The sequence below is a fragment of the Microbacterium sediminis genome (genome assembly GCF_004564075.1).
GTDB classification, from domain to species: Bacteria; Actinomycetota; Actinomycetes; order Actinomycetales; family Microbacteriaceae; genus Microbacterium; species Microbacterium sediminis.
The window spans coordinates 2,224,386-2,249,637 of record NZ_CP038256.1; the positions used below are offsets into that span (position 1 = coordinate 2,224,386).

Genomic DNA, 25,252 nt, shown 5'->3' on the forward strand with positions numbered 1-25,252 from the left:
GGACGCCCGGGCGCCGGTGAGACCCAAGTCCGCAAGTCTCTGCGAAGTCCGGACGAGCGGCTGCCCGGATTTGGCAGAGACTTGCGGACGTGGCGTTAGTTGACGTATCGCAACCATCGGCGTATGGTTGACGTTCAGCAACTTTCGCGCGACGACGAGGTCACGCACCACCGAACCCTCCACGTCGAAAGGCCCGCATTGACCGCGCCACTTCCCACCAAGATGTCGCACCGCCAGGTGCTGGAGGCCCTCTCCGGCCTCCTGCTGGCGATGTTCTGCTCGATGATGACGATGACCGTCGTCGGCACCTCGATGCCGGTCATCATCCCCTCGCTGGGCGGCACCCAGACGCAGTACACCTGGGTCGTCACGATGACGATGCTCACCACGGCGATCTCCACGCCGATCTGGGGCAAGCTCGCCGACCTCGTCAACCGCAAGACGCTCATGCTGATCGCGCTGTCGATCTTCGTGCTCTCGAGCGTGGGCGCGGGCCTGACGCCGAACGCCGAGATGCTCATCGCGTTCCGCGCCCTGCAGGGCATCGGCGGCGGCGGCATGCAGGCGCTCAGCCAGATCCTGATGGCCGACATCATCAGCCCCCGCGAGCGCGGCCGCTACATGGGCCTGTTCGCGGGCGTCATGGCGATCGGCACCGTCGGCGGCCCGCTGCTGGGAGGCCTGCTCACCGACACCGTCGGCTGGCGCTGGAACTTCTTCGTGGGCGTTCCCCTGGGCATCATCGCCTTCATCGTGCTGACGCGCACCCTGCGCATCGAGCCGCGCGAGCAGCAGAAGGTGCGGATCGACTACCTCGGCATCATGCTGCTCAGCGTCGCCGCCGGCTTCCTGCTGGTGTGGGTGACGAACGTGAGCGACTACGGCTGGAACAGCTGGCAGACCTACACGATGGTCTCGATCGGCCTGGTCGCCGCCATCCTCTTCGTCGTCGTGGAGCGCCGGGTGGCCGAGCCCCTCGTGCCGATGACGCTGTTCCGCAACCTCACCTTCACGCTGTCGGTGATCGCCTCGATCGCGATCGGCCTGTCGATGTTCGGCACCAACGTGTACCTCGGCCAGTACATGCAGATCTCACGCGGCTTCGGCCCCACCGAGGCCGGCCTGCTCATGCTGCCGATGGCGATCGGCATGCTCGGCACGTCGACGATCGTGGGTCAGTTCGTGACGCGGTTCGGCAAGTGGAAGAGCTACCTCGTGGCCGGCTCGATCCTGATGCTCGGCGCGATCGTACTGCTGTGCACGCTGGCGTACGACACCCCGATGTGGCTCGTGGGCGTGTACATGTTCCTGCTCGGCGCCGGCACCGGCATGACGATGCAGAACCTCGTGCTCGTCGTGCAGAACACCGCCGAGGCGGCCCAGGTGGGCGTCGCCAGCTCGGGCGTGAACTTCTTCCGCTCGGTCGGCGGTACCGTCGGCACGGCGGTGATGGGATCGGTGATGGGCGCCAGCATGACGCAGCTCCTCACCGACCGGCAGGCCGACCTCATGGCCGAGGTGCAGAAGCTCGGCGCCGAGGGCATGACGATCGCCGAGGAGCTCGCCTCGGGCGCCCTTCCCGCCACGCGTGACCTGCCCGAGGGCATCGCGCTGATCATCGAGCAGGTGTCGGCGCAGGCGATCAGCCACGCGTTCATCGTGGGCATCCCGCTGGCGATCATCAGCTTCATCGCGATCTGCTTCCTGCCCAACAAGCCGCTCACCCGTCAGACGACGGTGGAGCGCCTGAAGGCCGAGAAGGCCGCGTCGAAGACGTCGGCGAAGACCGGCCAGGTCGCCACGGTCGCCGCCGGCGACGACCTCACGCCGGAGGAGGAGCACCCGATGCTCGCGAGCGTGAGCGAGGTCTCGCTCGCCGCCACCGGCGCGATCCCCGTCCAGGGCCACACGGACGGCGAGTCCGGCTCGGGGTCGAGCTCGCGATGACCGGCCCGGCGATGGACCACTCCCCCGCCGAGTCGGGCGATCCCCGCGAGCGGGCGATCCGCAGCGTCGAGGCGGAGTTCTCCGAGATCGCCCAGCGGTTCCATCGCATCATCACCCGCAATGCCGAGCGTCTCTCACCGGGCCTGCTGCCGGGCGCCTACAAGGTGTTCACGGCGATCGTGCGGCACGGCCCGGTGAAGGCCTCGGAGCTCGTCGAGCGCATGACGGTGGACAAGGGGCAGCTCAGCCGGCTGATCAGCATGCTCGAGGAGCGTGGTCTCGTCGCCCGCACCCCCGACCCCCACGACGGCCGCGCGCAGCTGCTCGAGGCCACGCCCGAGGCGAAGGCGCGGCTCGAGGAGGTCCGCGGTCCCCGCGAGAACGGCCTGTTCCGCGAGCTGCAGGCGTGGCCGGTCGAGGACGTCGAACGCCTCGCCGCGCTGCTGCACTCGCTCGCCCAGGGCGCGCCGGGCGGTCCCACCGACTGAGGCCCGCGCCCGACGCGGCCCCGCACTGTTTGCACCGAGGAAACACCGGTGACTCATGCGGGCGGTTGACTGAGGTCACACCGGCGCGACGGCGCGCCGAACGCGCAGGAGGGGGTGCGACCCATGAGATTCCGGCCGCTTCGCTCGAGCAGCACGGCGCTCGCCACCGAGCCCGTGCCCGCCACGCCCGACACCATGCGGGCGGTGGTGTTCGACGAACCCGGCGGGGCCGAGGTGCTCCGCATCGACCGGATCGCCACCCCGGCGCCCGTGATGAACGAGGTCCTCGTGCGGGTGATCGCCGCGGGGATCAACCCGATCGACGCCAAGACGCGCGCGGGCCGCGGCGTCTCGGCGGGCTTCGCCGCGTGGCCGGCGGTGGGCGGCTTCGACTTCTCCGGCGTGGTCGTGAAGGCGCCGTATGAGGCCCATCCGCTGGCGCCCGGGACCCCGGTCTTCGGCATGGCGGCCGTGCCCCGCACGGGCGGCAGCCACGCCGAGTACGTCGTCGCGCCCTCCACGGCGGTCGCGCACAAGCCCGCCTCGCTCTCGCACGTCGAGGCCGCGGGCGTGCCGCTGGCGGCGCTGACGGCGTGGCAGCTCGTGGTCGAGGTCGCCCGCGCCCACGAGGGCCAGCGCATCCTCATCCATGCCGGCGCCGGCGGCGTGGGGCACTTCGCCGTGCAGTTCGCGGCGTACTTCGGCGCGCACGTGACCGCGACCGCGTCGTCGCGCAACGCCTCGTGGCTGCGCGAGCTCGGCGCGGCGGTGGTGATCGACTACACCACCACCCGCTTCGAGGAGGTCGTCGCCGACGTCGACGTGGTGATCGATCTCGTCGGCAACGTCAGCGGCCGCACCGGATCGCGCTCGCTGGGCGTGCTGCGGCCCGGCGGCCTGCTCGTGTGCGTGCCCACCGGCAGCTGGGCGGGATACGCCGAGGAGGCCGAGTCGGCGGGGGTGCGGGCCACCTCGTTCAAGGTGGTGCCCGACGGCGTCGCGCTCACGACGATCGCCCGGCTGCTCGAGACCGGATCGGTGCAGGTGTACATCGACGAGGTCTTCCCGCTCGAGGACGTCGCGCACGCGCACCGGCGCCTCGAGGAGGGCCGCACGCGCGGCAAGCTCGTGCTGCAGGTCGCCGAGGGCTGACCCGGATCAGCGCTGGAGGGCCGCGGCCGCCGCGGCCACGAGGGCCGCGTCGAGCTCCTCGAGCAGGGGCGAGCGCAGGTGTCGGCGCTGCCAGAACAAGGGCACGGTCTCCTCGTCGTCGTGGATGCGCACGAGGCCGTCGCCGGGCATCTGCACGGGCACGAGGCCCCAGCCCATGCCGGCCTGGACCGCCCGCACGAAGTCCTGCGAGCCGGGGATGTAGTGCCGCGGCGGGCGCGACGGATCGACCCCTCGGGCGGCCAGCCACCGGCTCTGCAGGTCGTCGCGGCGATCGAACTCGATCACCGGGGCCGAGGCCAGCGCCTCGGCGGTGGCGCCGTCCGGGAGCCAGCGCTCCAGGTACGCGGGCGTGGCGCTCGCGACGTACCGCATGCGACCGAGGGGCACGACGACGCAGCCGGCCAGCGGCTCGGCCTGGGAGGTGACGGCACCGATCGCCGTGCCGGAGGCGAGCATGTCGGCCGTGGCGTCCTGGTCGTCGCGCAGGAGCTCCACGTCGACGGGGTGGCGCGCGGCGAAGTCGGCCAGCGGCCCGATGATCCACGTCGCGAGCGAGTCGGCGTTGACCGCGAGCGGCAGCTGCACGCGCGCGCCGCCGAGGCCGAGCTCCCGGGCCGCGTCGTGCTCGAGCACCGCGTACTGCCGGGCGAGGCGCACCACCGCCTCGCCGGCCTCCGTCGCCCGGACGGGACGCGACCGGACGACGAGCACCTGGCCGAGCTCCGACTCGAGGGCGCGCAGGCGCTGACTCACCGCCGACGGCGAGATGCGCAGGTCGACGGCGGCGAGCTCGAAGCTGCCGGCGTCGACGACCGCGGCTACGGTCTCGGCGAGTTCGGGGGCGATCCTCATGGCCGTCAGGCTATCTGAAGCGTGGCTTCATCTGGTGAAGCACCATGAACTGGCCTTCGGGTCGCCGCGCGCCTAGCGTGGAGTCGTGCTCACCCCGTTCCTCGCCGGTCTCGGCATCGGCCTGTCCCTCATCGTCGCCATCGGCGCGCAGAACGCGTTCCTGCTGCGGCAGGCGGCCAAGCGCGAGCACATCGTCGCCGTCACGCTGTTCTGCATCCTCAGCGACCTGATCCTCATCGGCGGCGCCACCGGCGCGGTCGGCTGGGTCGCCGCTCACGCGCCCTGGGTGCTGGAGCTCGCCCGCTGGGGCGGCGTGGTGTTCCTCGCCACCTACGGCCTGCTCGCCGCCCGCCGCGCCTGGCGGCCCAGCGGTGAGGTGCTCGAGGCCGCGCCGGATGCGCCGGCGGCGCCCGCGAGTGGGGGCGGGACGGCGGTGCTGACGCGCCCCCGCACGGGAACGCTCGCGGCCGCGCTGCTCACCTGCGCCGCGATGACCTGGCTCAACCCGCACCTGTGGCTCGACGTGGCGATGCTGGGATCGATCGCGAACACATTCGGTGAGGGGCGCTGGGCCTTCACGCTGGGCGCGATCGCGGGCTCGACGATCTGGTTCAGCTCGCTCGCCTTCGCCGCGACGCTGCTGGGCCGCTACCTCCGCACGCCGCGTGCCTGGCGGATCCTCGACTCGATCATCGCCGTGGTCATGCTGGGCTTGGCCGTGCGGCTCGCGATCGGCTGAGCTCGCCCGAACACAGCGGTCTCGACTCCGCCGCTGCGCGGCTGCGCTCGACCCGTCTCCGCTCCGCGGCTGCGCCGCTCCGGTCGACGAGCCGCGGTGCCTGAAGCGCGTCGGAATGCTGCGGCACGCACCCCGCAAACGCAGAACGGGCCCCGTCCGAGGACGGGGCCCGTTCCGATGCGCGAGAGCGTCAGGAGATGACGTTGACGTCCAGCGGGATGCCGGGGCCGAACGTGGTCGACACCGAGCCCTTCTGGATGTAACGGCCCTTCGAGCTCGACGGCTTGAGGCGCACGATCTCGTCGAGAGCGGCGGTCAGGTTGGCCTCGAGCTGCTCGGGAGCGAACGACGCCTTGCCCACGATGAAGTGGATGTTGGCGTGCTTGTCGACGCGGAACTCGATCTTTCCGCCCTTGATCTCCTCGACGGCCTTGGCCGGGTTCGGGGTCACGGTGCCGGTCTTGGGGTTCGGCATCAGGCCACGGGGACCCAGCACCTTACCCAGGCGACCGACCTGGCCCATGAGCTCCGGAACCGCCACGGCGGCGTCGAAGTCGGTCCAGCCGGCGGCGACCTTCTCGATCAGCTCGGCGCCACCGACCTCGTCGGCGCCCGCGGCGATCGCGGCCTCGGCGGCCGGGCCGTTCGCGAACACGATGACGCGGGCGGTCTTACCGGTGCCGTGCGGGAGCATGACGGTGCCGCGCACCATCTGGTCGGCCTTGCGGGGGTCGACCGAGAGCTTCAGCGCGACCTCGACGGTCGAGTCGAACTTCTTCGAGCCCGTCTCCTTCGCCAGGGCGACGGCCTCGGCGGGAGTGTAGAACTTGCCTTCCTCGAGCTTCGAGGCGGCGGCTGCGTAAACCTTGGACTTAGCCATTTTCGTTATCCCCCTCAGTCCTCGACCGTGACGCCCATGGAGCGGGCGGTGCCGGCGATGATCTTCGAGGCGGCCTCGAGGTCGTTCGCGTTCAGGTCGGGCTGCTTGGTCTTGGCGATCTCCTCGACCTGAGCCTTGGTGAGCTTGGCGACCTTCACCGTGTGGGGCGTGGCCGAACCGCTCTTGATGCCCGCGGCCTTCTTGATCAGCTCAGCGGCCGGCGGGGTCTTCAGAACGAAGGTGAAGCTGCGGTCCTCGTAGACGGTGATCTCCACGGGGATGACGTTGCCGCGCTGCGACTCGGTCGCGGCGTTGTACGCCTTGCAGAACTCCATGATGTTGACGCCGTGCTGACCCAGGGCGGGTCCGATCGGCGGCGCCGGGTTGGCCTGGCCGGCCTGGATCTGGAGCTTGATGAGCCCCGAGACCTTCTTCTTCGGTGCCATTGCACATTCCTTTCGTCGAGTGGATGCCGGTTGCATCCGCTCTCCCGCACGCAGGAGCCAACCTGACGAGCGGTGGTGTGTCGTTCGCGCAGACGGGGCGCAAACCAGATGATCTTACCAGAAACGCCCGAGAGCCGCCCCCGGAAGGGAGCGGCTCTCGAAGGGATCCCGGAGGGATCAGATCATCTTGGTGACCTGGTCGAAGCTGAGCTCGACCGGGGTCTCGCGCTCGAAGAGCGAGACGAGGACCGTGAGCTTGCCGCTCGCGGCGTTGATCTCGCTGATCGTGCCGGGCAGGCCCGCGAACGAGCCCTCCTTGATCGTGATGGTCTCGCCCACCTCGAAGTCGACCTCGGCGGGGATCACGCGCGGCGCGGCGCCGGTCTTCGCGGCCGACTTGCCCGAGGCGGCGGCCTTCTCGGCCTCCTTGATCTCGGCGAGCGGCTTGAGCATGTTGAACGCCTCTTCGAAGCGCAGCGGCGTCGGGTTGTGCGCGTTGCCGACGAAGCCCGTCACGCCCGGCGTGTGGCGGACGACCGACCAGGTGTCCTCGTTGAGCTCCATGCGCACGAGCACGTAGCCCGGGATGCGCACGCGGGTGACCATCTTGCGCTGGCCGTTCTTGATCTCGACGACGTCCTCCATGGGGACCTCGACCTGGTAGATGTCGTCCTCGACCTCGAGCGTCGACTTGCGCTGCTCGATGTTGGCCTTCACCTTGCGCTCGAAGCCGGCGTAGGAGTGGATGACGTACCACTTGCCCTCGAGCGAGCGCAGCTCGGCGCGGAACTCGGCGTAGGGGTCGTCGTCGTTCTCGGCGGCGTCGCCCTCGACCGGGGCCGCCTCGCCGTTCTCCGTGGCGTCGTCGGCCAGCACCTCGGCCGCGGCCTCGACCTCGGAGGTCTCGTCGATGTTCAGAGCGTCGTTCACGATCGCGTCAGCCTCCGGGTCGTCGATCTCGATGTCCTCGTCCGCGAACTCGCCGCCCTCGATGTGCATGGCGCGGCGCTCCGCGGAGTCGCTCGCGCGCTCCTCGTTCGCGAGGACGTTGCCGTCCTGCGCCTCGTCGTCCTCGCTCGACTGCTCGGCAGCCGTGGCCAGGTCGACGTCGTCGAAGTGGTTCTCAGACACGTGTGTTCTCTCTCGTTCGTGCGTCGGTAGGTCAGTTCGGAACGCCGAAGACGACGGTCGTGACCCACGAGAACACGATGTCGAGCCCGTACACGAGACCCATCATGACCACGACGAATCCGAGCACGACGGCCGTGAACGTGAAGAGTTCCGAACGGGTCGGAGTGACCACCTTGCGGAGCTCGGCGATGACCTGGCGGAAGAAGATCATGATCCGCTTGAAGAAGTTGGGCTTCTTCTCGGTCGTGCCGTTCGCCGCGACGATGTCGCCCGAGACGTCCTTGGCCATTCGCTACCTTTCGTGGGCCAGCTGACGCTGACGCGCAGGGCGGACAGGAATCGAACCTGCAACCTGCGGTTTTGGAGACCGCTGCTCTGCCAATTGAGCTACCGCCCTAGAGGATCCGGGATCCTCGGGGTGCTGCCCGAACCCTCCCGGGCATGCCGAAAGAATGCAGACAACTGCTTCGACAAGTGTACGGCATGTGCGCAGGCCCCTCGAATCGAGGCCGGACTCCCGGGCGCGTCGCGGCGGCGCTCATGAGTCAGGCGCCGATGCGGATGAGCTTCTTGTTGACGAACTCGTCGGCGGCAAGCAGGCCGAGCTCGCGGCTCGTGCCCGATCGCCTGATGCCGCCAAAGGGCAGCTCGGGGCTGTCGGCCGCGACGATGTTGACGTAGACCATGCCGGCCTGGATCGCGTCGGCCACGCGCTCGGCCTGGGCCGGATCGGTCGTGTAGACGTACGACCCCAGGCCGAACGGGGTGTCGTTGGCGAGCGCGATCGCCTCGGCCTCGTCCTTCACGCGGTACAGGACGGCGACGGGGCCGAACAGCTCCTCGCGGTACGCGTCCATCTCGGGCGTCACGTCGGCCAGCACGTGCGGCGGGAACCAGGCGCCGTCGCGCTCGCCCTGCAGCAGCGGCGTCGCGCCCTGCGCGATCGCGCGCGACACCTGCTCCTCGAGCCGCTCGGCGGCCGCGAGCGAGGACAGCGGCCCCACCATCGGGTTCCCGTCCGCGGCCGGGTCGCCCGGCTGCTGCTCGGCCATCGCGGCGACGAACTTCTCGGCGAAGGCGTCGTAGAGCGCGTCGACGACGATGAAGCGCTTGCCGGCGTTGCAGGCCTGGCCGGAGTTGTCCACGCGCGCCACGACGGCGTCGGCCACGACCCGATCGAGGTCGTCGGCCGCGAGCACGAGGAAGGGATCGGAGCCGCCCAGCTCGAGCGCCACCTTCTTCAGGTGCCGGCCCGCGACCTCGGCGACCGCGGCGCCCGCCCGCTCCGATCCCGTCAGCGAGACGCCCGCCACGCGCGGATCCGCGATGACGGCGGCGGCCTGCTCGTTGCTCAGCCGCACGTTCTGGTAGACGCCCTCGGGGAACCCGGCGTCGTCGAAGATCGCCTGCAGCGCCTCGGCGGACTCGGGACACTGCGGCGCGTGCTTGAGCAGGATCACGTTGCCGTTGATGAGGTTCGGACCGGCGAAGCGCGCCACCTGGTAGTACGGGAAGTTCCACGGCATGATCCCCAGCAGCGCCCCGAGCGGCGTCGGGCGGATCACGGCGCTGCCGTCGCCGAGGATCTCGATCGGCCGGTCCGCCGTGATCGCCTCGGCGTTGTCGGCGTAGAACTGCAGGATGTCGGCCGAGAAGTCGGCCTCGCCCGCGGCGGCGCCGATCGGCTTGCCCATCTCGCGCACGATGATCTCGCCCAGCTCGCGCTGCCGCTCGCGCAGCAGCTCGGCCGCGCGCGACACGAGCGCGGCACGCTCCGCCGGCGGCGTGGCTGACCACGCCGCGAAGCCGGCCGCGGCCCGCGCGAGCGCGCCCTCGACCTCGACATCGGTGAACGTGGGGTACTCAGCCAGGGTCTCGCCGGTGGCGGGGTTGACGACGGCATACGCGGTCATGGCTCTCCTCTTCGTCGAAGGAACGGGATCGTGCTCAGGCGCCGGGCAGCAGGGTGTACTTCGTCGAGAGGTACTCGTGGATGCCCTCGAGCCCGCCCTCGCGCCCCATGCCCGACTGCTTCACGCCGCCGAACGGCGCGGCGGCGTTCGAGACGACGCCCACGTTCAGGCCCATCATGCCGGTCTGCAGCCGGTCGACCATCCGGTGCCCGCGGGCGAGATCCTCGGTGAACACGTACGAGACGAGGCCGTACTCGGTGTCGTTGGCGAGGGCGACGGCCTCGTCCTCGTCGGCGAACGTCGTCACGGCGAACACCGGGCCGAAGATCTCCTCGCTCATGATCTTCGCGTCCGTGGGCAGGCCCGACAGGACGGTCGGCTCGAAGAAGGTGCCCGGCCCGTCGATCGGCTTGCCGCCGCGCACGAGCGTGGCGCCCTTGGCGACGGCGTCGCGCACGAGCTCGTCGGCCTTGGCCACCGCCGCGTCGTCGATCAGCGGGCCGATCTGGACGCCCTCCTCGGTGCCGCGCCCGATCTTCATCCCCGCCACGCGCTCGGCCACCTTGGCGGTGAACGCCTCGGCGATGTCGCGGTGCACGATGATCCGGTTGGCGGCCGTGCACGCCTGGCCGATGTTGCGGAACTTCGCCGCCATCGCGCCCTCCACGGCCTTGTCGAGATCGGCGTCCTCGAACACCACGAACGGCGCGTTGCCGCCGAGCTCCATCGACACGCGCAGCACGTTCTCGGCGGCCTGCGCGATGAGCTTCTTGCCCACGGCGGTCGAGCCGGTGAACGACAGCTTGCGCAGGCGCGGGTCGGAGAGGATCGGCTCCGAGACCCGGCTCGACGACGACGAGGTGACGATGTTCAGCACGCCCTTCGGCAGCCCCGCCTCCTCGAGCAGGGTGGCGAAGAACATGGTCGTCAGCGGCGTCAGCTGCGGCGGCTTGATGACGCTCGTGCAGCCCGCGGCGAGGGCCGGCGCGATCTTGCGCGTGGCCATCGCGAAGGGGAAGTTCCACGGCGTGATGAAGAAGCACGGCCCCACCGGGTGCTGCGAGACGATCATGCGTCCGGTGCCCTCGGGGTTGGCCCCGTAGCGACCGGAGATGCGCACGGCCTCCTCGCTGAACCAGCGCAGGAACTCGCCGCCGTAGGCGACCTCGCCGAGCGACTCGGCGAACGGCTTGCCCATCTCGACGGTCATGATGAGCGCGAGATCCTCCTTGCGCTCCTGCACGAGCTCCCACGCGCGGCGGAGGATGTCGCTGCGGCGGCGGGGAGCCGTGGCGGCCCACTCGTCCTGCGCCGCGACGGCGGCATCGAGCGCGGCGGTCGCGTCGGCGGCCGTGGCGTCGGCGACCTCGCCGATCACGGCGTTCGTGGCGGGGTCGCGCACCGCGAACGTCGCGGCGCCCTCGGCGTCGCGCCAGGCGCCGCCGATGAACAGGCCCTTCGGGATCGATGCGATCAGTGCCTTCTCGTCCATGTCCGTTCTCCGATCCGTCTCAGGCGGCCGCGAGCGCGTCGGCGACCACGTCGAGGCCATCGTGCAGCAGTTCGTCGCCGATCGCGAGCGGCGGCAGGAACCGGATGACGTTGCCGTAGGTGCCGCAGGTAAGCAGCACCACGCCGTGCTCGAGCGCGTGGCGGGCGATCGCCGCCGCCAGTCCCGCGTCGGGCGCCTGCGTGTCGGGATCGACCAGCTCGATGGCGACCATCGCGCCGCGCCCGCGGACCTCCCCGATGCGCGGGTCGGTCACCTGCAGCGCGGTGAGGCGCTCGACGAGGATCGCCCCGATCTCGTTCGCCCGGGCGACGAGCCCCTCGTTCTCGTAGGCGTCGATCGCGGCGAGCGCCGCGGCGCAGGCCACCGGATTGCCGCCGTAGGTGCCGCCGAGCCCGCCGGCGTGGGCGGCGTCCATGATCTCGGCGCGGCCCGTGACCGCCGCGAGGGGCATCCCGCCGGCGATGCCCTTGGCCGTCGTGATGAGGTCGGGCACGATCCCCTCGTGCTCGCTGGCGAACATCGCGCCGGTGCGGGCGAACCCGGTCTGCACCTCGTCGGCGATGAAGACCACGCCGTTCTCGCGCGCCCAGCGGGCCAGCGCGGGCAGGAAGCCCTCCGCGGGCACGATGAAGCCGCCCTCCCCCTGGATCGGCTCGATGATGAGCGCCGCGAGGTTCTCGGCGCCGACCTGCTTCTCGATCGTCGCGATCGCGCGCGCGGCGGCCTCGGCGCCCGACAGCCCGTCGCGGAACGGGTACGACAGCGGCGCGCGGTACACCTCGGGCGCGAACGGCCCGAACCCGCTCTTGTACGGCATCGCCTTGGCCGTGAGCGCCATAGTGAGGTTGGTGCGGCCGTGGTAGCCGTGCTCGAAGGCGACCACCGCGCCGCGGCCGGTGTGCTTGCGTGCGATCTTCACGGCGTTCTCGACGGCCTCGGCGCCGGTGTTGAACAGCGCCGTGCGCTTGTCGTGATCGCCGGGCGTGAGGCGGTTGAGCGCCTCGGCCACGGCGACGTACGACTCGTACGGCGTGATCATGAAGCACGTGTGGGTGAAGCGCGCGGCCTGCTCGGCGATCGCCGCGGCCACCGCAGGGTGGGCGTTGCCCACGCTCGTCACGGCGATGCCCGAGCCGAGGTCGATGAGCGAGTTGCCGTCGGCGTCGACGATCACGCCGCCCCCGGCCGCGACCGTCGCCACGGGCGAGCCGACGCCCACGCCGGCGGCGACGGCCGCCGACTTGCGGGCCATGAGCTCCTGCGAGCGCGGGCCGGGGATGGGGGTGACGACGCGGCGCTCCTGCGGGAGCGTGGGGCCACCGACGGTGTCGATCGCGGGAGTGGTCATGTCGCGATGCTAGGGTCCGGGGCGATCGCGACATCTATACATGGTGGATAGCATGTTCTCATCGCTTAGACGCGGTGGAGAGGGGCGAGCGTGAGCGATCGACCGACGCTGCGGGCGCTGCTGGGTCGGCGCGACCTGGGCCTGCGGCCGATCGGGGAGATCGCCGACGACGACCTCGACCGCACGCTGCGCTGGATCCACTCCTCCGATCTGGCCGATCCGACCCCGTTCCTCGACGAGGGCGTGGCCCTGCTCACGACCGGCACGCAGTTTGCGGCGATGGACGATCACGCGCCGTACGTCGGGCGCCTGGTCCGCCGCGGCGTGGCGGCGCTGGGCTTCGGCACCGAGGTCGTGCGCGACGGCGTGCCCGACGACCTCGTCGCGGCGTGCGCGGCCGCAGGTCTCCCCCTGTTCGAGGTGCCGTTCCGCACCCCCTTCATCGCCGTGGCCCGCGCCAACGCCGACGCCCTGGCCGCCGAGGCGTACGCCCGCCGCAGCTGGGCGCTCGCCGCACAGCGGGCGATCTCGCTCGCGGCCCTGCGCCCCGACGCGCTCGGCGCCGCGCTCGCCGAGCTCGCCTCGCAGCTCGGGCGATGGGTCGGTCTCTACGACGCCACGGGCGCGCTCACCCACGCGCGCCCGACGCGGCTGCCGCAGGCCGCGGCGCAAGGGCTGCGCGACGAGGTCGCCCGGCTGCTGGCGGCCGAGGTCCGCGCCGCCGAGACGATCCCGATCGAGGGCCGCGCCTTCCAGATCCAGACCCTCGGCCGCGGCGGGGCGCTGCGCGGTGCGCTCGTGGTCGAGGCGGCGGCCGACGGCCGGCTCGACCAGGAGGAGCGCGGCGTCGTCACTACGGTGGTCGCGATGGCCGGCTTCGCACTCGAGCAGCGCGAGGAGCTGACGCTGACCCGCGCCGCGCTGCGCGCCGGTGTGCTGCGCGCCCTGCTCCGCGGCGAACTCGACCTCGCCCGCGACGTCGCCGAGCCGTGGGGCGGGCTGCCGGCCGAGCCGGTCACGGTCGGCCTGCTGCGCGACGCCTCGGACGCGGCGCTGTCGTACCTGGAGCTGCGGGCCGCGCAGCTGCGGGGCCGGCTCGCCTTCGGCGTGCTGCCCGCCGGCGGCATCGCGATCATCGCGGGGCGCGGGGCGCTCGACGTGTTCGGCGAGGTCGCGCGCCGCTTCGGCACGGGCGTCGGGGTGTCGCTGCCCGGGCCCTACGCGCGCCTGCCGCGGGCGATCGATCAGGCGCGGGCCGCGCGCGGACCGGAGGGGGTGCGCGTCTTCGGCGAGGCCGAGGTCGCGGTGCTCGATGCGCTGGGCGATGACGCCCGCGCCGCGGCGCGCGCCGTGCTCGCTCCCCTGGACGGGCATCCGGAGCTGACGGCGACGCTGCGCGCGTGGCTCGCCCACGATGCCCGGTACGACGACGCGGCGCGCGCCCTCGGGGTGCACCGCCACACCGTGCGGGCCCGGGTCGCGCGCGCCGCCGAGCTGCTGGGCCGCGACCTGGCGTCGTTCGCCGCCCGGGCCGAGCTGTGGGCGGCGCTGCGCGCGACGGGGCCGGTGGCGTAGGGCGCCGGCCTCGACCCCGGCGCTGCCGCGCCTGCGCTCGACCCGTCTCCGCTCGCTTCGCTCGGTCGACGAGCCCGAGTGGCGGGGGCCCGTACGCGGGGTGGCCGCGGCGATCACACTCCTCACGGCACCCACCACCCACCGCTCGTCGACCGGAGCGGCGCAGCCGCGGAGCGGAGACGGGCGGAGCGAGCGCAGCGAGTCGAGGCCGCACGCGCCGGGGCGCAGGGCCGTAGGCGAGGTGCGGGTGGGGTCCTACGATGGACGCGTGACCGAACGCGCGCCGCTGTCCCGCAAGATCTCCGCCATCGCCGAGTCGGCGACCCTGAAGGTCGACGCCAAGGCGAAGGCCCTCAAGGCCGAGGGGCGGCCGGTCATCTCCTATGCGGCGGGCGAGCCGGACTTCCCCACCCCGTCGTTCATCGTCGACGCGGCCGCCGAGGCGCTGCGCAACCCCGCGAACTTCCGCTACTCCGCCGCCGCGGGCCTGCCGGCGCTGCGCGAGGCGATCGCGGCCAAGACCCTGCGCGACTCGGGCCTGGAGGTCTCGCCGGCGCAGATCGTCGTGACCAACGGCGGCAAGCAGGCGGTGTATCAGGCGTTCCAGGCGATCGTGAACCCCGGCGACGAGGTGCTGCTGCCCGCGCCGTACTGGACCACCTACCCCGAGGCGATCCAGCTCGCCGACGGCGTGCCGGTCGAGGTGTTCGCGGGCGCCGATCAGGACTACAAGGTCACCGTCGACCAGCTGGAGGCCGCCCGCACCGAGCGCACGACGGTGCTCGTGTTCGTCTCGCCCTCCAACCCGACCGGCTCGGTCTACACCGAGGAGGAGACCCGGGCGATCGGCGAATGGGCCCTCGCCCACGGGATCTGGGTGATGACCGACGAGATCTACCAGAACCTCACCTACGACGGCGTCCGCGCCGTCTCGATCGTCGAGGCCGTGCCGGAGCTGGCCGGCCAGACGATCCTCGTCAACGGCGTCGCCAAGACCTACGCGATGACGGGCTGGCGGGTGGGCTGGATGGTCGGCCCGCTCGACGCGATCAAGATCGCCGCGAACCTGCAGTCGCACCTGACGAGCAACGTCAACAACGTCGCCCAGCAGGCCACGATCGCCGCGCTCACCGGCCCGCAGGACGAGGCGGAGCGGATGCGCGAGGCGTTCGATCGCCGTCGCACGCTCATGGTCGCCGAGCTGTCGAAGATCGACGGGATGTCGGTGCCCACGCCGAAGGGCGCCTTCTACGTCTACCCCGACGTGACCGGGCTGCTCGGCCGCGAGTGGGGCGGTCGCCGGATCGACACGTCGCTCGAGCTGGCCGACTATATCCTCGACGAGGCCGAGGTCGCCGTCGTCCCCGGCGAGGCCTTCGGCCCGAGCGGCTACCTGCGCCTGTCGTACGCCCTCGGCGACGACCAGCTGCTCGAGGGCGTGCAGCGCCTGCAGCGCCTGTTCGGCTGAGGCCGGTCTCGCCCGCTCCCTGTCCGGGGACCCGTGGTGTTCGGCGACCCCTCGTGCTCCTACGATGGACACGCAGGGTCGGTCGTCCCCCCAGCCGCCTGCGCTGTCACTCCTTCCCCGTTCCTGACCCCTCCAGGGAGCTGCTCCGATGAGCACCACGTCCACCGACGGCGCGCGCCGTGACGACTTCGACGACCTCCTGCCGGCCGACCACGCCGAGCACACCTCCTTCTCCGTCGGCTTCCGCGGGTACGACCGCGAGGAGGTCGACGCGGCCTTCGCCGAGCTGACCTCCAAGCTGCAGCGCCTGAGCGCCGAGGTGGCCGATCTGCGCGCCGAGTCCGCGCAGGCCCGCGCCGCCTCCGAGGCCGGCAGCTCCGAGACGGCGCAGCTGGCCGAGGAGCTCGCCGCCGCGCAGGCCCGTGCCGCCGACGCCGAGCAGAAGCTCGCGGCCCTGACGGCGGAGTTCAGCGCCGAGGGTGCCGACGGCGACCAGCCGCCCACGCGCCAGCAGTTCGAGGCCGTGCTGCGGGTGGCCGAGGAGCAGGCCAACACGCTCATCCAGAACACCGCGCTGCAGGCCGAGCGCCTGCTCGAGGCGGCCCGCGACGACGTGCTCGCGCAGCGGGCGGAGCTCGAGGCCGACGTGGTGCGCATCACCGCGCAGGCGCAGCACGACGCCGACCAGATCCGGCTCAAGATGGAGACGGAGTACACCGCGCACGAGGCCCGCATCCAGCGCGAGGCGGCTCACGCGGCCGAGAAGGTGGCACAGGCCGAGCGCGAGGCCGCCGCCATCCGCACCGAGGCCGAGAAGGGCGCGGCGGCACTGCGGGCCATGGTCACGAGCGAGACCGCCCAGCAGCGGGCCGACGCCGAGCGCGATGTGCGCGACATCCACCAGCGGGTGCTGGAGTTCGAGGAGTCGCTCACGCGGCGCCAGGACGACGCGCAGCAGGAGTTCCTCGTGCTGCACAACCAGGCCGTGGCCCACGCCGAGCGCATCACGGCCGACGCCAATGAGCAGGTCGCCTCGTCGCTCGAGCACGCCCAGCGGATCTCGGCCAAGGCCGAGGAGTTCGAGCGCCTCATGCGCGCGCAGGCCGCGCAGATCGAGGCCGACGCCAAGGTGCGCGCGAGCGAGACGCTCGAGCGGGCGCGCGTGAAGGCCCAGAAGATCGTCGAGACGGTCACGTCGCACACCACCGCGGTGCTGCGCGACGCCGAGGACCGCACGCGTCAGCTGCGCTGGCAGCAGCAGCAGCTGAACAGCTTCATGGCCGAGGTGCGCGAGCTGATCCGCCCCGACGGCCCCCTCTCCGCCGTGCCCGAGCTGCCGGCCGACGACGCCGATCCCGCAGAGGACTGAGCGCAAATCCGCAAGTCTCTGCTCAGTCCGGGCGTTCAAACGCGCGGACTCCGCAGAGACTTGCGGACTCAGGGCGAAGGCCCGCTCGATCCGATGATCGGGCGGGCCTTCGGCGTCGCGGGTCAGACCCCGGCGGGGATGACGATGAACAGCGCAGCCGTGATGAGGAAGCCGGCGACGCCGAGGATGGTCGTCAGCGGCGTCCACGTGCGCAGGCCGTCCTTGACCGACAGGCCGAGGTAGCGCGTCACGATCCAGAAGCCCGAGTCGTTGACGTGGCTGAGCCCCAGTCCGCCGTAGCCGATCGCCACCGCGACGAGCGCCGTGTTGACGGGGCCGAGCTCGAGGGCGGCGACCGCGGGCAGCAGCAGGCCGGCGGTCGTGGAGATCGCGACCGTGGCCGAGCCCTGGGCCGCGCGCAGGATGAGCGAGATGAGGAACGCCGCGAGGATCACGGGCATGCCCGTCGCCGTGAGGGCCTCGGCGACGGCGCCGCCGATGCCCGTCTCGGTGAGGATGCGGCCGAACGCGCCGCCGGCACCGGTGACGAGGATGATCGTCGCGGCGGCGGGCAGGGCCGACTCCATGACCTCGCCGAGCTTGGCGGCGCTCCAGCCGCGGCGGGCGCCGAGAAGGAACATCGCCGCGCCGATGGCGACCACGAGCGCGAAGATCGGCTGACCGATCATCGCCAGGAGGCCGTTGGCGAACGATCCGGCGGGGAACGCGGGCGCGACCGCGGTGCCGAGCATGATGAGCACGAGCGGCAGCAGGATCAGGAACAGCACCGTGCCGGTGCCCGGCGCCTTCTCGCCCTCCTTGAGACCGGCGTTGATCGAGGACTTCTCGGTGCCAAAGTTCTCGAACATCTCCCGCGTCGCCTCGAGCATGGGGAACTCGCGGCGGTTGATCCGCTTGGCGACGAGGTACGACAGCACCGCGATCGGGATCGAGATGAGCAGCGCGATGATCGTGATCCAGCCCACATCGGCGCCGAGGATCGTCGCGCCGCCCACGATGCCGGGGTGCGGCGGCACGGCCACGTGCACGGCCAGCATGATGCCGGCGACCGGGAGGCCGAACGTGATCGGGACCAGGCCCGCGACCTTCGAGAACGCGAAGATGATCGGCACGAGGATGATGAAGCCGGCGTCGAAGAACACCGGGATCGCCAGGATGCCGGCGGCGATGACGAGGGCCATACCCACGCGCTTGGGCCCGAGCAGGCGCGAGAACGTGCCCGAGAGGGCCTCGGCGCCGCCCGAGAGCTCGATGATCTTGCCGAGCATCGAGCCGAGCGCCACGAGCACGGCGACCGATCCGAGCGTTCCGCCGACGCCGGCGATGATCGCCTGGATGACGCCCAGCTGCTCCGGATCGGTGTCGGTCGCGGGGATCGTCGTCAGCGGCAGCCCCGCCACGAGACCGACGACGATCGAGGTGAGGATGAGCGCGTAGAACGCCTGCATCTTGAAGCGGATGATGAGCAGGAGCAGCAGCCCGATGCCGGCGAGGCCGATCAGGATGAGCGCCCAAAGCGGATACGTCATTGGTTCGCTTTCGTGTGAAGGGGGATGGGTGGGGTCTCAGGCGGAGCGGAGTTCGGGGGCGACGACGCGGATCACGGCCGAGTCGTCGAGGGCGCCCAGGCCCTGCGCCTCGCCGAGCAGGAACAGCTGCTCGGCGGCCGCGGCCACGGGCGTGGAGAGGTGGTGGGCACGGGCGGCGTCGCCGACGATACCGAGGTCCTTGACGAAGATGTCCAGGCGGCTGAGCACCTCGGCGCCGCCCTCGTCGTAGGCCTGCAGCGCGCGGGGGCCGCGGTTGCCGAGCATGAAGGAGTTCGCCGCGCCGGCCGTGAGGGCCTCGAGCGTCTTGGCGCGGTCCAGGCCGAGCGCGTCGGCGAGGGCGAGCGCCTCGGCCGCGGCGGCGATGTGCACGCCGCACAGGAGCTGGTTCACGGTCTTGAGGGCCTGGCCGTCGCCGGGCTTGTCGCCCACGATGCTCAGCGTCGAGGCAAGCTGCTCGAGCACGGGGCGGGCCTTCTCGAGCGCGGTGGGCTCGGCGCCGACCACGATGAGCAGATCGCCCTCGCCGGCGCGGGCCGGGCCGCCCGAGAGCGGGGCGTCCACGAGCTGCACGTCGTGCTCGGCGAGGCGCGCGGCGGTCTCGGCGATGCCGCTCGTGCCCACCGTCGAGGTGAGCAGGACGACGGCGCCCGGCTGCAGGTGCGCGGCGAGGCCGTTCTCGCCGAAGAGCAGATCGGTCAGCTGCTGCGGCGTGCGCACGGCCACGAGCACGGCGTCGGCGCCGGCCACGGCCTCGGCGCCCGAGGCGGCGGCCGTGACGCCCTGCTCGGCCGCGAGCGAGAGGCGCTCGGCGGCGATGTCGAACCCGCGCACGTCGAACTTCTGTGCGAGGCGGGTGGCCATGGGCAGGCCCATGGCGCCCAGGCCGATGACGGCGACGGTGGTGGTCATCTGGGGGTCCTTCCGGATCAGCGGTCGGCCAGCGTCGAGACGACGCGGGCGAGGGAGTCGGTGTCGCCGACGTTGCCGGCGAAGACGATGTACGGGATGCCCTCGGCGGGGCCGGCCTGCGGCTGCCAGAGCGAGACGATGCCGGGCAGCATCGGGCCGAGCACGGTGGCACGGCGGATCTCGAGCGCCTCGCTGGCGACGTCGCTCGAGGTGATGCCGCCCTTGGCGATCACGAACCGCGGCGGGGCGATCGCGAGCACTCGGCGGACCAGCTCCACGACGCCGCTGGAGACGAGGCGGGCGATCGCGAGGCTCTCGTCGCCGTCGCGCCCGGTGACGAGCTCGCGCGTGGTGTGCACGATCACCTCGCCCTCCTCCAGCGCCGCGGCGACGGCCCGGGCGCGCTCGTCGAGGTGCGCCTCGCGGCGCTCGTCGATCAGCCGGCGCACGTCGAGCTCGACCGTGGTGGTGTCGGGGCGCTGGCGGCGCAGCTCCTGCAGCTGGGCGGTGGTGAGCGGCACGTGGCTGCCCACGACGATCAGGCCGCCGCGCTCGTAGCGGAACGGGATCTGCTCGGCGCGGACCGGCTCGGCGATCTCCTGGCCGATGTGCGCGCGCACGTACGGCGGTCCCACACGCAGCAGCACGTCGATGTCGGTGAGGCGATGCAGGGCGAGGGCGACGACCCGCATGTCGCTCTCGTCGACCACGTCGACCGCCACGGTAGTGCCCGCCGGCAGCGCGCCGAGGAACTCCGCCACGGCATCGGGGCCGCGCCGGATGACGTCGATCGTGAGCGCGGCCACGTCGTCGCGGGCGATCGCTCCCCCGGTCTTCTCGGCCACCCAGTCGCGCAGATCGCTCGAGCGGAAGCCGAAGGTGGCGTCCTGGGCGAACGGGGTCTCGCCCACGGGCGTCGCCTCGTCGCCCACGACCCAGTAGTGCACCGACTCGACGGTGATGCGCCCCGCGTCGGGGAAGGCCGGCACCAGCAGGCGCAGATGCGGGGCGGCGCCGGCCTCGCGCTCGACCTCCTCGGCGATGACGTCGGGCTCGAGCGGGAAGTGGCCGCGCAGGGTCGAGTCGCCGCGCGAGACGAACACCACGCGGCGATCGGCGGCGCGGGCGGCCTCGAGCGCGACGGCGACGACCTCGCGGTTGCGCCGCGCGGCGTCGACCTCGTCGAGCGCCCGGGTGTTGGTGAGCACGTACACCGCGGGCGCGCCCGTGGCGAGCGCGGCGTCGAGGTCCTCGCGCTCCCAGCGCGTGAGCACGGGCAGGTCCGCGACCGACTGGGTGCCGGTCGGGTCGTCGTCGAGGACGACGAGCACCACGCGCGGATCGAGCGCCTCGCGCACCTCGGCGGCCGTGATCTCCACGGCGGGAGCGAGCGGTGCGAGCAGCGCGCTGACCTGCATGTGAACCCCTTCGTTCGTTCGTTCGGGTGGGACGATCGGCCCCGAGCAGATCAGGAATCCGATATCAGATAACGGACAGCATAAACGCCCGGTGAACGATCCGCGAATCGGTGCGAGGTCGCGGGGTTCCGGGGCGCCGCGTCGGGTTCGCGGCCGCGTCGGCGTCGGGTTCGGGGTGCGCCGGCGTCGGAGTTGCCGGTCCGGCACCCGCGCCAGCGTCGGAGATCCGGGCCGGAACCCCTTCCCACACGGCGTGTCGCCCGCGCTGGGATCGATCGATCCGACGCCCGCGCACCCGACCGCCGGCCGATCCGACGCTGGCGCACCGGGCGCCGGCGCGCCGGGGCGGGGGCCGACGTCGGGATCCCCGTGCGTCGGCGTCGGAGGTTCCGGGCGACGGCCGCGCGGGCGTCGGAGATCCGGACCAGAACCTCTTCCCACACGGCGTGTCGCCCGCCCCTGGGATCGATCGATCCGACGCCCGCGCACCCACCCGACGGCCGATCCGACACCGGCGCACCAGGGACGGCATGCGCCGGTGCGCGGGCCGGGGCCGACGTCGGGATGCCCGTGCGCCTGCGTCGGAGGCTCCGGGCAACGACCGCGCCGGCGTCGGAGGTTTCGGGCGACGGCCGCGCGGGCGTCGGAGATTCGGGCCCAGCACCCCGCCCTCACGGCGTGTCACCCGCCCCGGGATCGATCGATCCGACGCCCGCGCACCCGACCGTCGGTCGATCCGACGCGGGCGCACCTCCGGATCGATCGGTCCGACACCGTCGCCCGGCGCGCACGTCGGGCGATCGATCCGACACCGTCGGCCGCCCGTCCCACAACCGAACGGCCGCGCCCGAGGCAACCGCCGCGACCCGACGGACCCGGGGGTCAGCCCAGGACGTAGTGCTGGAGGTCGTCGCGGGTCTGGCGCATGTGGCTGCGCATGGCCTGGCGCGCGGCCGCCGTGGTGCCGCCGCGCAGCGCCTCGAGGATGGCGGCGTGCTCGGCGAGCGCGTGCTCGCGGATGCTGGGGACCGCGCTCGTCTCGGTGCGCGTCTCCTGCAGCATCGTGGTGAGCGGGCGCATCGAGGCCAACAGGATGCGGTTGTCGGCGGCGCGGAAGATCACGTCGTGGAAGGCGAGATCGGCCTCCACGAACCGGGCGACGTCGCTCTCGGCGTGCGCGTCGCGCATGACCCCGAGCAGCCGGCCGAGCTCGGCCAGATCCGCATCGGTGCGCCGCGTGGCGGCCAGCTCGGCGGCGCCCGTCTCGATCATCATGCGCATCTCGAGCAGCTCCAGCGCCGCCCGCTCGCGGTTGCGGGAGCGGCGGGCGCCCCGCACGACGGCCTCGAGGCCGGTCCACTCCTCGTTCGGGGCGATGCGGTGGCGGCTGCCGGGCACGGGCACGATCACGCCCTGCGCCTGCAGCAACTTGACGGCCTCGCGCACGGTGAGCCGCGACACGTCGTACTGCGCGGCGAGATCGCCCTCCGGGGGCAGCGGCTCCCCCGCCACGAGGTCGCCGGCGATGATCGCATCGAGCAGGCGGTCGAAGGTCTGCTGCGTGCGCGAGATGCGGGCCATCGGCTACAGCTCCACGCCCACGAACACCGGCTCGGGGCGCAGCTCGATGCCGAACTCCTGCGCCACCCGCATCTGCACGAAGCGGGCGAGCTCGGCGACCTCGGCGGCGCTCGCTCCCCCGCGGTTGGTGATCGCGAGCGTGTGCTTGGTCGACAGGCTCGCGCGCGAGCGGCCGAGCCGGAACCCCTTGCGCAGCCCCGAGTGCTCGATCAGCCACGCGGCGCTGACCTTCACGGGCGGGTGATGCGGGACCGGCGCGGGGATCCAGCCGTCGAACCGGTCGAGCGGGATCACCTGCACCGCGTCGATCTCGGGCTCGGTGGGCCAGCGTGGGCAGTCCTCCGGCAGCGAGCGGGGGTCGCGCTCGGAGATGATGGGGTTGTTGAAGAACGACCCGGCGCTGCGGGTGTCGTCGTCGGCGGGGTCGAGCACCATGCCCTTGGACGCGCGGATCGCGAGCACGCGATCGCGGATCGAGGCCAGCGTGGCCTCGGCGCCCACCTCCAGGCCGACCGCCTTCGCGATGCGGGCGTCGGTGATCGGCCGCGGCGCGGTGCCGACCCGCTCGAGCTCGATCGTGAGCGAGAGGATCACGGCCGAGCGGGCGGGGTCCTCGCCGTAGTGCCGTTTGAGGTCGGAGGTGCGGGGGCCGAGACCCAGCTCGGACGCGGGCACGACCGAGACCTCGCCGGTGGCCTCGTCGATCAGCTCCACCTCGACGAGGGTCTGCACGATCTCCTGGCCGTAGGCGCCGACGTTCTGGATCGGCGCCGCGCCGGCCGTTCCCGGGATGCCCGACATCGCCTCGATGCCGCGCAGTCCGTTCGCGACGCTCCAGGCGACGAGCTCGTCCCAGTTCTGCCCCGCCTCCACGCGCAGGCGCACGACGCCGTCGCGCGGGGCGGGCATCTCCTCGAACCCGGTGGTGAGGATGCGGATGACCGTGCCGTCGAACGGCTCGTCGCCGACGAGGAGGTTGGATCCGCCGCCCAGCACGAACCAGTCGTCGCCGTCGGCCCACACCTCGCGCAGGGCGGTCACGAGCTCGTCGCGCGTGCGGGCCTCGCGCATGCGCGCGGGCGCCGCGCCGACCTGCAGCGTGGTCAGCTGCGCCAGCGGGATCGGGACCGTCACACCCGCACCCGCAGCTGCGCCTTGCCGAGCACCTTGGTCTCGCCGTGCGCGACGGTGAGGTCGATGCGCGCCGTGCCGTCGTCGATCGCTCCGACCACGGCCCGCACGGTCACATCGGCGCCCGTCTCGGGGTCGACGACCACGGGCTTGGTGAACTTCACGCCGTACTCGACGATCCGCCCCGCGTCGCCGAGGGCGTCGGCCACGACGGAACCGGCGATGCCCATCGTGAGCATGCCGTGGGCGAGCACGCCGGGCAGTCCCACGCGCTGCGCGACGTCGTCGCGGTAGTGGATCGGGTTGAAGTCGCCCGAGGCGCCGGCGTAGCGCACGAGCGACTCGCGCGTGACGTGCACGCTGCGCTCGGCGATCACGTCTCCGATATTCATTCGGCCCCTCCCACGACGAGGATCGAGGTGGTGGTCACCACGTGCGCGCCGTCGGCGTCGACGATGTCGGACTCGCTGGTTACCATCGACGCGCCGCCCATGGCCCGCACCTGCGTCACCCGCAGCGTGGCGGTCAGCTCGTCGCCGGCGACGATCGGCCGCGTGTAGCGGAACCGCTGCTCGGCGTGCACGGTGCGCTCCAGCACGATGCCGGCCGTCTCGTCGCCGAGCAGCTGCTGCAGCGTGAGGTCCTGGATGACCATCGCGAACGTCGGCGGGGCGACGACGTCGGCATAGCCGAGCGCCTGCGCGGCGGCGACGTCGTGGTGCTGCGGGGAGGCGGCGAGCACGGCGCGGGCGAACTCCCGCACCTTCTCGCGCCCCACGAGGTACGGCGGTGTCGGCGGGAACTCCCGGCCGACCAGATCAGGATTCACGGCCACCGTTCGATCCTACGCGGCGCGCCCCTCCGGGACTCGCGGCGGTCGCTTCCGCTGCGGCGCTGCGCGCCTCCGTTCCGCAACCGAGGGGGTCAACCGCGTCGGTTCGCGAACAGAGCGGCGCAGCCGCGGACCGCAGCACCCGGTCGGTCACCTGCCCTTGCGGCTGGCGCTGATGGCCTTCTGCGCCATCTGCGCGGTGATCACGACGAGGAACGCGATGAACAGCCAGTTCGCGACCTGGGGGTCGATGACGCCGGCGACGATCGCGCCGAGCGGCGTGGTGAGGCAGGTGGCGATCGCGATGGAGCCGGCCGCGGCCCAGTCGATGTTGTTGTTCTTCCAGTTGCGCCACGCGCCCGACATGGTGGTGGGGATCATCATGAGCAGCGAGGTGCCCTTGGCGACGAGGTCGCTCGATCCGAACAGGAGGATGAGGACGGGCACGACGATGATCCCGCCGCCCACGCCGATCAGTCCCGACAGGATGCCGGTGACGACGCCGACCGCGACGAGCGCGATGGCGATCCAGACGTTCATGGGCACCCCGACGCCACGGTCCGGGATGATGAAGAACAGGCTGATCATCACGACGACGAGGAAGCCGACGAACAGCCACCGCAGGAACGCCTCGCTGAGCCGGTGCAGCAGCTGCGCGCCGAGCGGGGCGCCGATCACGCCGCCGGCGGCGAGCAGGATCGCGGCGAGCCAGTCGACGTGCCCGTTCACGGCATAGGAGATGACGCCGACCGCCGCGGTGACGATGATCGAGGCGCCGGACGTGCCGGAGGCGAGCTTCTGCCCGAACGCCGCCAGCAGCACGAGCAGCGGCACGATCACGGTGCCGCCGCCGACGCCGAACAGCCCGGAGAGGAAGCCGGAGACGAGTCCGATCGCCACGAACATCAGGTAGCTCTTCGGGGCGCGCGCGACGGCGTTCATCGGACTCCAGTCAGTGAGGGGACCGC

23 protein-coding genes and 1 tRNA gene are annotated in these 25,252 nt (G+C 72.1%); 7 read left to right on the forward strand and 17 right to left on the reverse strand.

The features are described 5' to 3' along the window. Nucleotides 1-222 precede the first annotated feature (222 nt). The 3 genes from E3O41_RS10620 (at nt 223) to E3O41_RS10630 (ending at nt 3,587) form a co-directional block, all read left to right on the forward strand. On the forward strand, nt 223-1,947 hold the full coding sequence (locus E3O41_RS10620; RefSeq protein ID WP_067027747.1) for an MDR family MFS transporter: 1,725 nt from the start codon (nt 223-225) through the stop codon (nt 1,945-1,947). Then, nucleotides 1,944-2,435 (forward strand): MarR family winged helix-turn-helix transcriptional regulator, encoded by a 492-nt coding sequence (locus E3O41_RS10625; protein ID WP_083991037.1) that lies wholly within the window; start codon nt 1,944-1,946, stop codon nt 2,433-2,435. Before E3O41_RS10620 ends, E3O41_RS10625 begins: the two co-directional genes overlap by 4 nt. Nucleotides 2,436-2,558: 123 nt before the next feature. Beyond that, nucleotides 2,559-3,587: an NADP-dependent oxidoreductase gene (locus E3O41_RS10630; RefSeq protein ID WP_067027745.1), complete on the forward strand. Its 1,029-nt coding sequence runs from the start codon at nt 2,559-2,561 to the stop codon at nt 3,585-3,587. A 6-nt stretch (nt 3,588-3,593) separates the two neighbouring features. On the opposite strand, the gene E3O41_RS10635 is transcribed toward E3O41_RS10630, so the two are convergent. Then, on the reverse strand, nt 3,594-4,460 hold the full coding sequence (locus tag E3O41_RS10635; RefSeq protein WP_067027743.1) for a LysR family transcriptional regulator ArgP: 867 nt from the start codon (nt 4,458-4,460) through the stop codon (nt 3,594-3,596). 85 nt (nt 4,461-4,545) lie between these two features. Here E3O41_RS10635 and E3O41_RS10640 point away from each other — a divergent pair, with 85 nt between their 5' ends. Then, nucleotides 4,546-5,199 carry a LysE/ArgO family amino acid transporter gene (locus E3O41_RS10640; protein ID WP_067027740.1) on the forward strand — a complete coding sequence of 218 codons (654 nt, stop codon included), beginning with the start codon at nt 4,546-4,548 and terminating at the stop codon, nt 5,197-5,199. 190 nt (nt 5,200-5,389) lie between these two features. Here the strand turns inward: E3O41_RS10640 and rplA are convergent, their stop codons facing one another. The 8 genes from rplA to gabT form a co-directional block, all read right to left on the reverse strand. Beyond that, nucleotides 5,390-6,079, reverse strand: coding sequence for a 50S ribosomal protein L1 (rplA, locus tag E3O41_RS10645; protein WP_067027738.1), 690 nt, complete (start codon nt 6,077-6,079; stop codon nt 5,390-5,392). A 14-nt stretch (nt 6,080-6,093) separates the two neighbouring features. Then, the gene (gene rplK / locus E3O41_RS10650; RefSeq protein ID WP_067027736.1) at nt 6,094-6,525 is read right to left on the reverse strand and encodes a 50S ribosomal protein L11; all 432 of its coding nucleotides are present in this window, start codon (nt 6,523-6,525) and stop codon (nt 6,094-6,096) included. Between the two features lie 177 nt (nt 6,526-6,702). Beyond that, nucleotides 6,703-7,656 carry a transcription termination/antitermination protein NusG gene (gene nusG, locus E3O41_RS10655; RefSeq protein WP_067027734.1) on the reverse strand — a complete coding sequence of 318 codons (954 nt, stop codon included), beginning with the start codon at nt 7,654-7,656 and terminating at the stop codon, nt 6,703-6,705. A 31-nt stretch (nt 7,657-7,687) separates the two neighbouring features. Beyond that, on the reverse strand, nt 7,688-7,945 hold the full coding sequence (secE, locus tag E3O41_RS10660) for a preprotein translocase subunit SecE (RefSeq protein ID WP_067027733.1): 258 nt from the start codon (nt 7,943-7,945) through the stop codon (nt 7,688-7,690). A gap of 35 nt (nt 7,946-7,980) precedes the next feature. Continuing rightward, nucleotides 7,981-8,053 (reverse strand) — tRNA-Trp (locus tag E3O41_RS10665). Nucleotides 8,054-8,201: 148 nt separating this feature from the next. Beyond that, on the reverse strand, nt 8,202-9,569 hold the full coding sequence (locus tag E3O41_RS10670) for an aldehyde dehydrogenase family protein (protein ID WP_135012382.1): 1,368 nt from the start codon (nt 9,567-9,569) through the stop codon (nt 8,202-8,204). A gap of 34 nt (nt 9,570-9,603) precedes the next feature. After that, nucleotides 9,604-11,061 (reverse strand): NAD-dependent succinate-semialdehyde dehydrogenase, encoded by a 1,458-nt coding sequence (locus E3O41_RS10675; protein ID WP_067027730.1) that lies wholly within the window; start codon nt 11,059-11,061, stop codon nt 9,604-9,606. 19 nt (nt 11,062-11,080) lie between these two features. Beyond that, entirely contained in the window at nt 11,081-12,430 is a 1,350-nt protein-coding gene (gene gabT, locus E3O41_RS10680; RefSeq protein WP_135012384.1) for a 4-aminobutyrate--2-oxoglutarate transaminase, read from the reverse strand. 90 nt (nt 12,431-12,520) lie between these two features. Between gabT and E3O41_RS10685 the strand changes: the two genes are divergently transcribed. From E3O41_RS10685 to E3O41_RS10695, 3 genes are all read left to right on the forward strand, one after another. Further along, nucleotides 12,521-14,005 carry a PucR family transcriptional regulator gene (locus E3O41_RS10685; protein ID WP_067027728.1) on the forward strand — a complete coding sequence of 495 codons (1,485 nt, stop codon included), beginning with the start codon at nt 12,521-12,523 and terminating at the stop codon, nt 14,003-14,005. 268 nt (nt 14,006-14,273) lie between these two features. After that, nucleotides 14,274-15,473: a pyridoxal phosphate-dependent aminotransferase gene (locus E3O41_RS10690; protein WP_135012386.1), complete on the forward strand. Its 1,200-nt coding sequence runs from the start codon at nt 14,274-14,276 to the stop codon at nt 15,471-15,473. 148 nt (nt 15,474-15,621) lie between these two features. After that, complete coding sequence (locus E3O41_RS10695; protein ID WP_135012388.1) at nt 15,622-16,842, forward strand: DivIVA domain-containing protein; 1,221 nt, start codon at nt 15,622-15,624, stop codon at nt 16,840-16,842. A gap of 122 nt (nt 16,843-16,964) precedes the next feature. Here the strand turns inward: E3O41_RS10695 and E3O41_RS10700 are convergent, their stop codons facing one another. The 8 genes from E3O41_RS10700 to E3O41_RS10735 all read right to left on the reverse strand — a co-directional run bounded on the left by E3O41_RS10700 (nt 16,965) and on the right by E3O41_RS10735 (nt 25,226). Continuing rightward, nucleotides 16,965-18,392 (reverse strand): GntP family transporter, encoded by a 1,428-nt coding sequence (locus E3O41_RS10700; protein WP_067027722.1) that lies wholly within the window; start codon nt 18,390-18,392, stop codon nt 16,965-16,967. A 36-nt stretch (nt 18,393-18,428) separates the two neighbouring features. Then, on the reverse strand, nt 18,429-19,322 hold the full coding sequence (locus E3O41_RS10705; RefSeq protein WP_135012390.1) for an NAD(P)-dependent oxidoreductase: 894 nt from the start codon (nt 19,320-19,322) through the stop codon (nt 18,429-18,431). 17 nt (nt 19,323-19,339) lie between these two features. After that, the gene (locus E3O41_RS10710) at nt 19,340-20,740 is read right to left on the reverse strand and encodes a four-carbon acid sugar kinase family protein (protein WP_067027718.1); all 1,401 of its coding nucleotides are present in this window, start codon (nt 20,738-20,740) and stop codon (nt 19,340-19,342) included. An 882-nt stretch (nt 20,741-21,622) separates the two neighbouring features. After that, nucleotides 21,623-22,321: a FadR/GntR family transcriptional regulator gene (locus tag E3O41_RS10715; protein WP_067027716.1), complete on the reverse strand. Its 699-nt coding sequence runs from the start codon at nt 22,319-22,321 to the stop codon at nt 21,623-21,625. Nucleotides 22,322-22,324: 3 nt separating this feature from the next. Next, nucleotides 22,325-23,455: a UDP-N-acetylmuramate dehydrogenase gene (locus E3O41_RS10720; RefSeq protein WP_067027714.1), complete on the reverse strand. Its 1,131-nt coding sequence runs from the start codon at nt 23,453-23,455 to the stop codon at nt 22,325-22,327. Further along, nucleotides 23,452-23,844: a MaoC/PaaZ C-terminal domain-containing protein gene (locus E3O41_RS10725; protein ID WP_067027712.1), complete on the reverse strand. Its 393-nt coding sequence runs from the start codon at nt 23,842-23,844 to the stop codon at nt 23,452-23,454. Before E3O41_RS10725 ends, E3O41_RS10720 begins: the two co-directional genes overlap by 4 nt. Continuing rightward, the gene (locus E3O41_RS10730) at nt 23,841-24,287 is read right to left on the reverse strand and encodes an FAS1-like dehydratase domain-containing protein (protein WP_067027710.1); all 447 of its coding nucleotides are present in this window, start codon (nt 24,285-24,287) and stop codon (nt 23,841-23,843) included. Before E3O41_RS10730 ends, E3O41_RS10725 begins: the two co-directional genes overlap by 4 nt. Nucleotides 24,288-24,434: 147 nt before the next feature. Continuing rightward, a complete protein-coding gene (locus E3O41_RS10735) occupies nt 24,435-25,226 on the reverse strand; it encodes a sulfite exporter TauE/SafE family protein (RefSeq protein ID WP_067027708.1) in 792 nt (263 codons plus the stop codon). Nucleotides 25,227-25,252 lie beyond the last annotated feature (26 nt).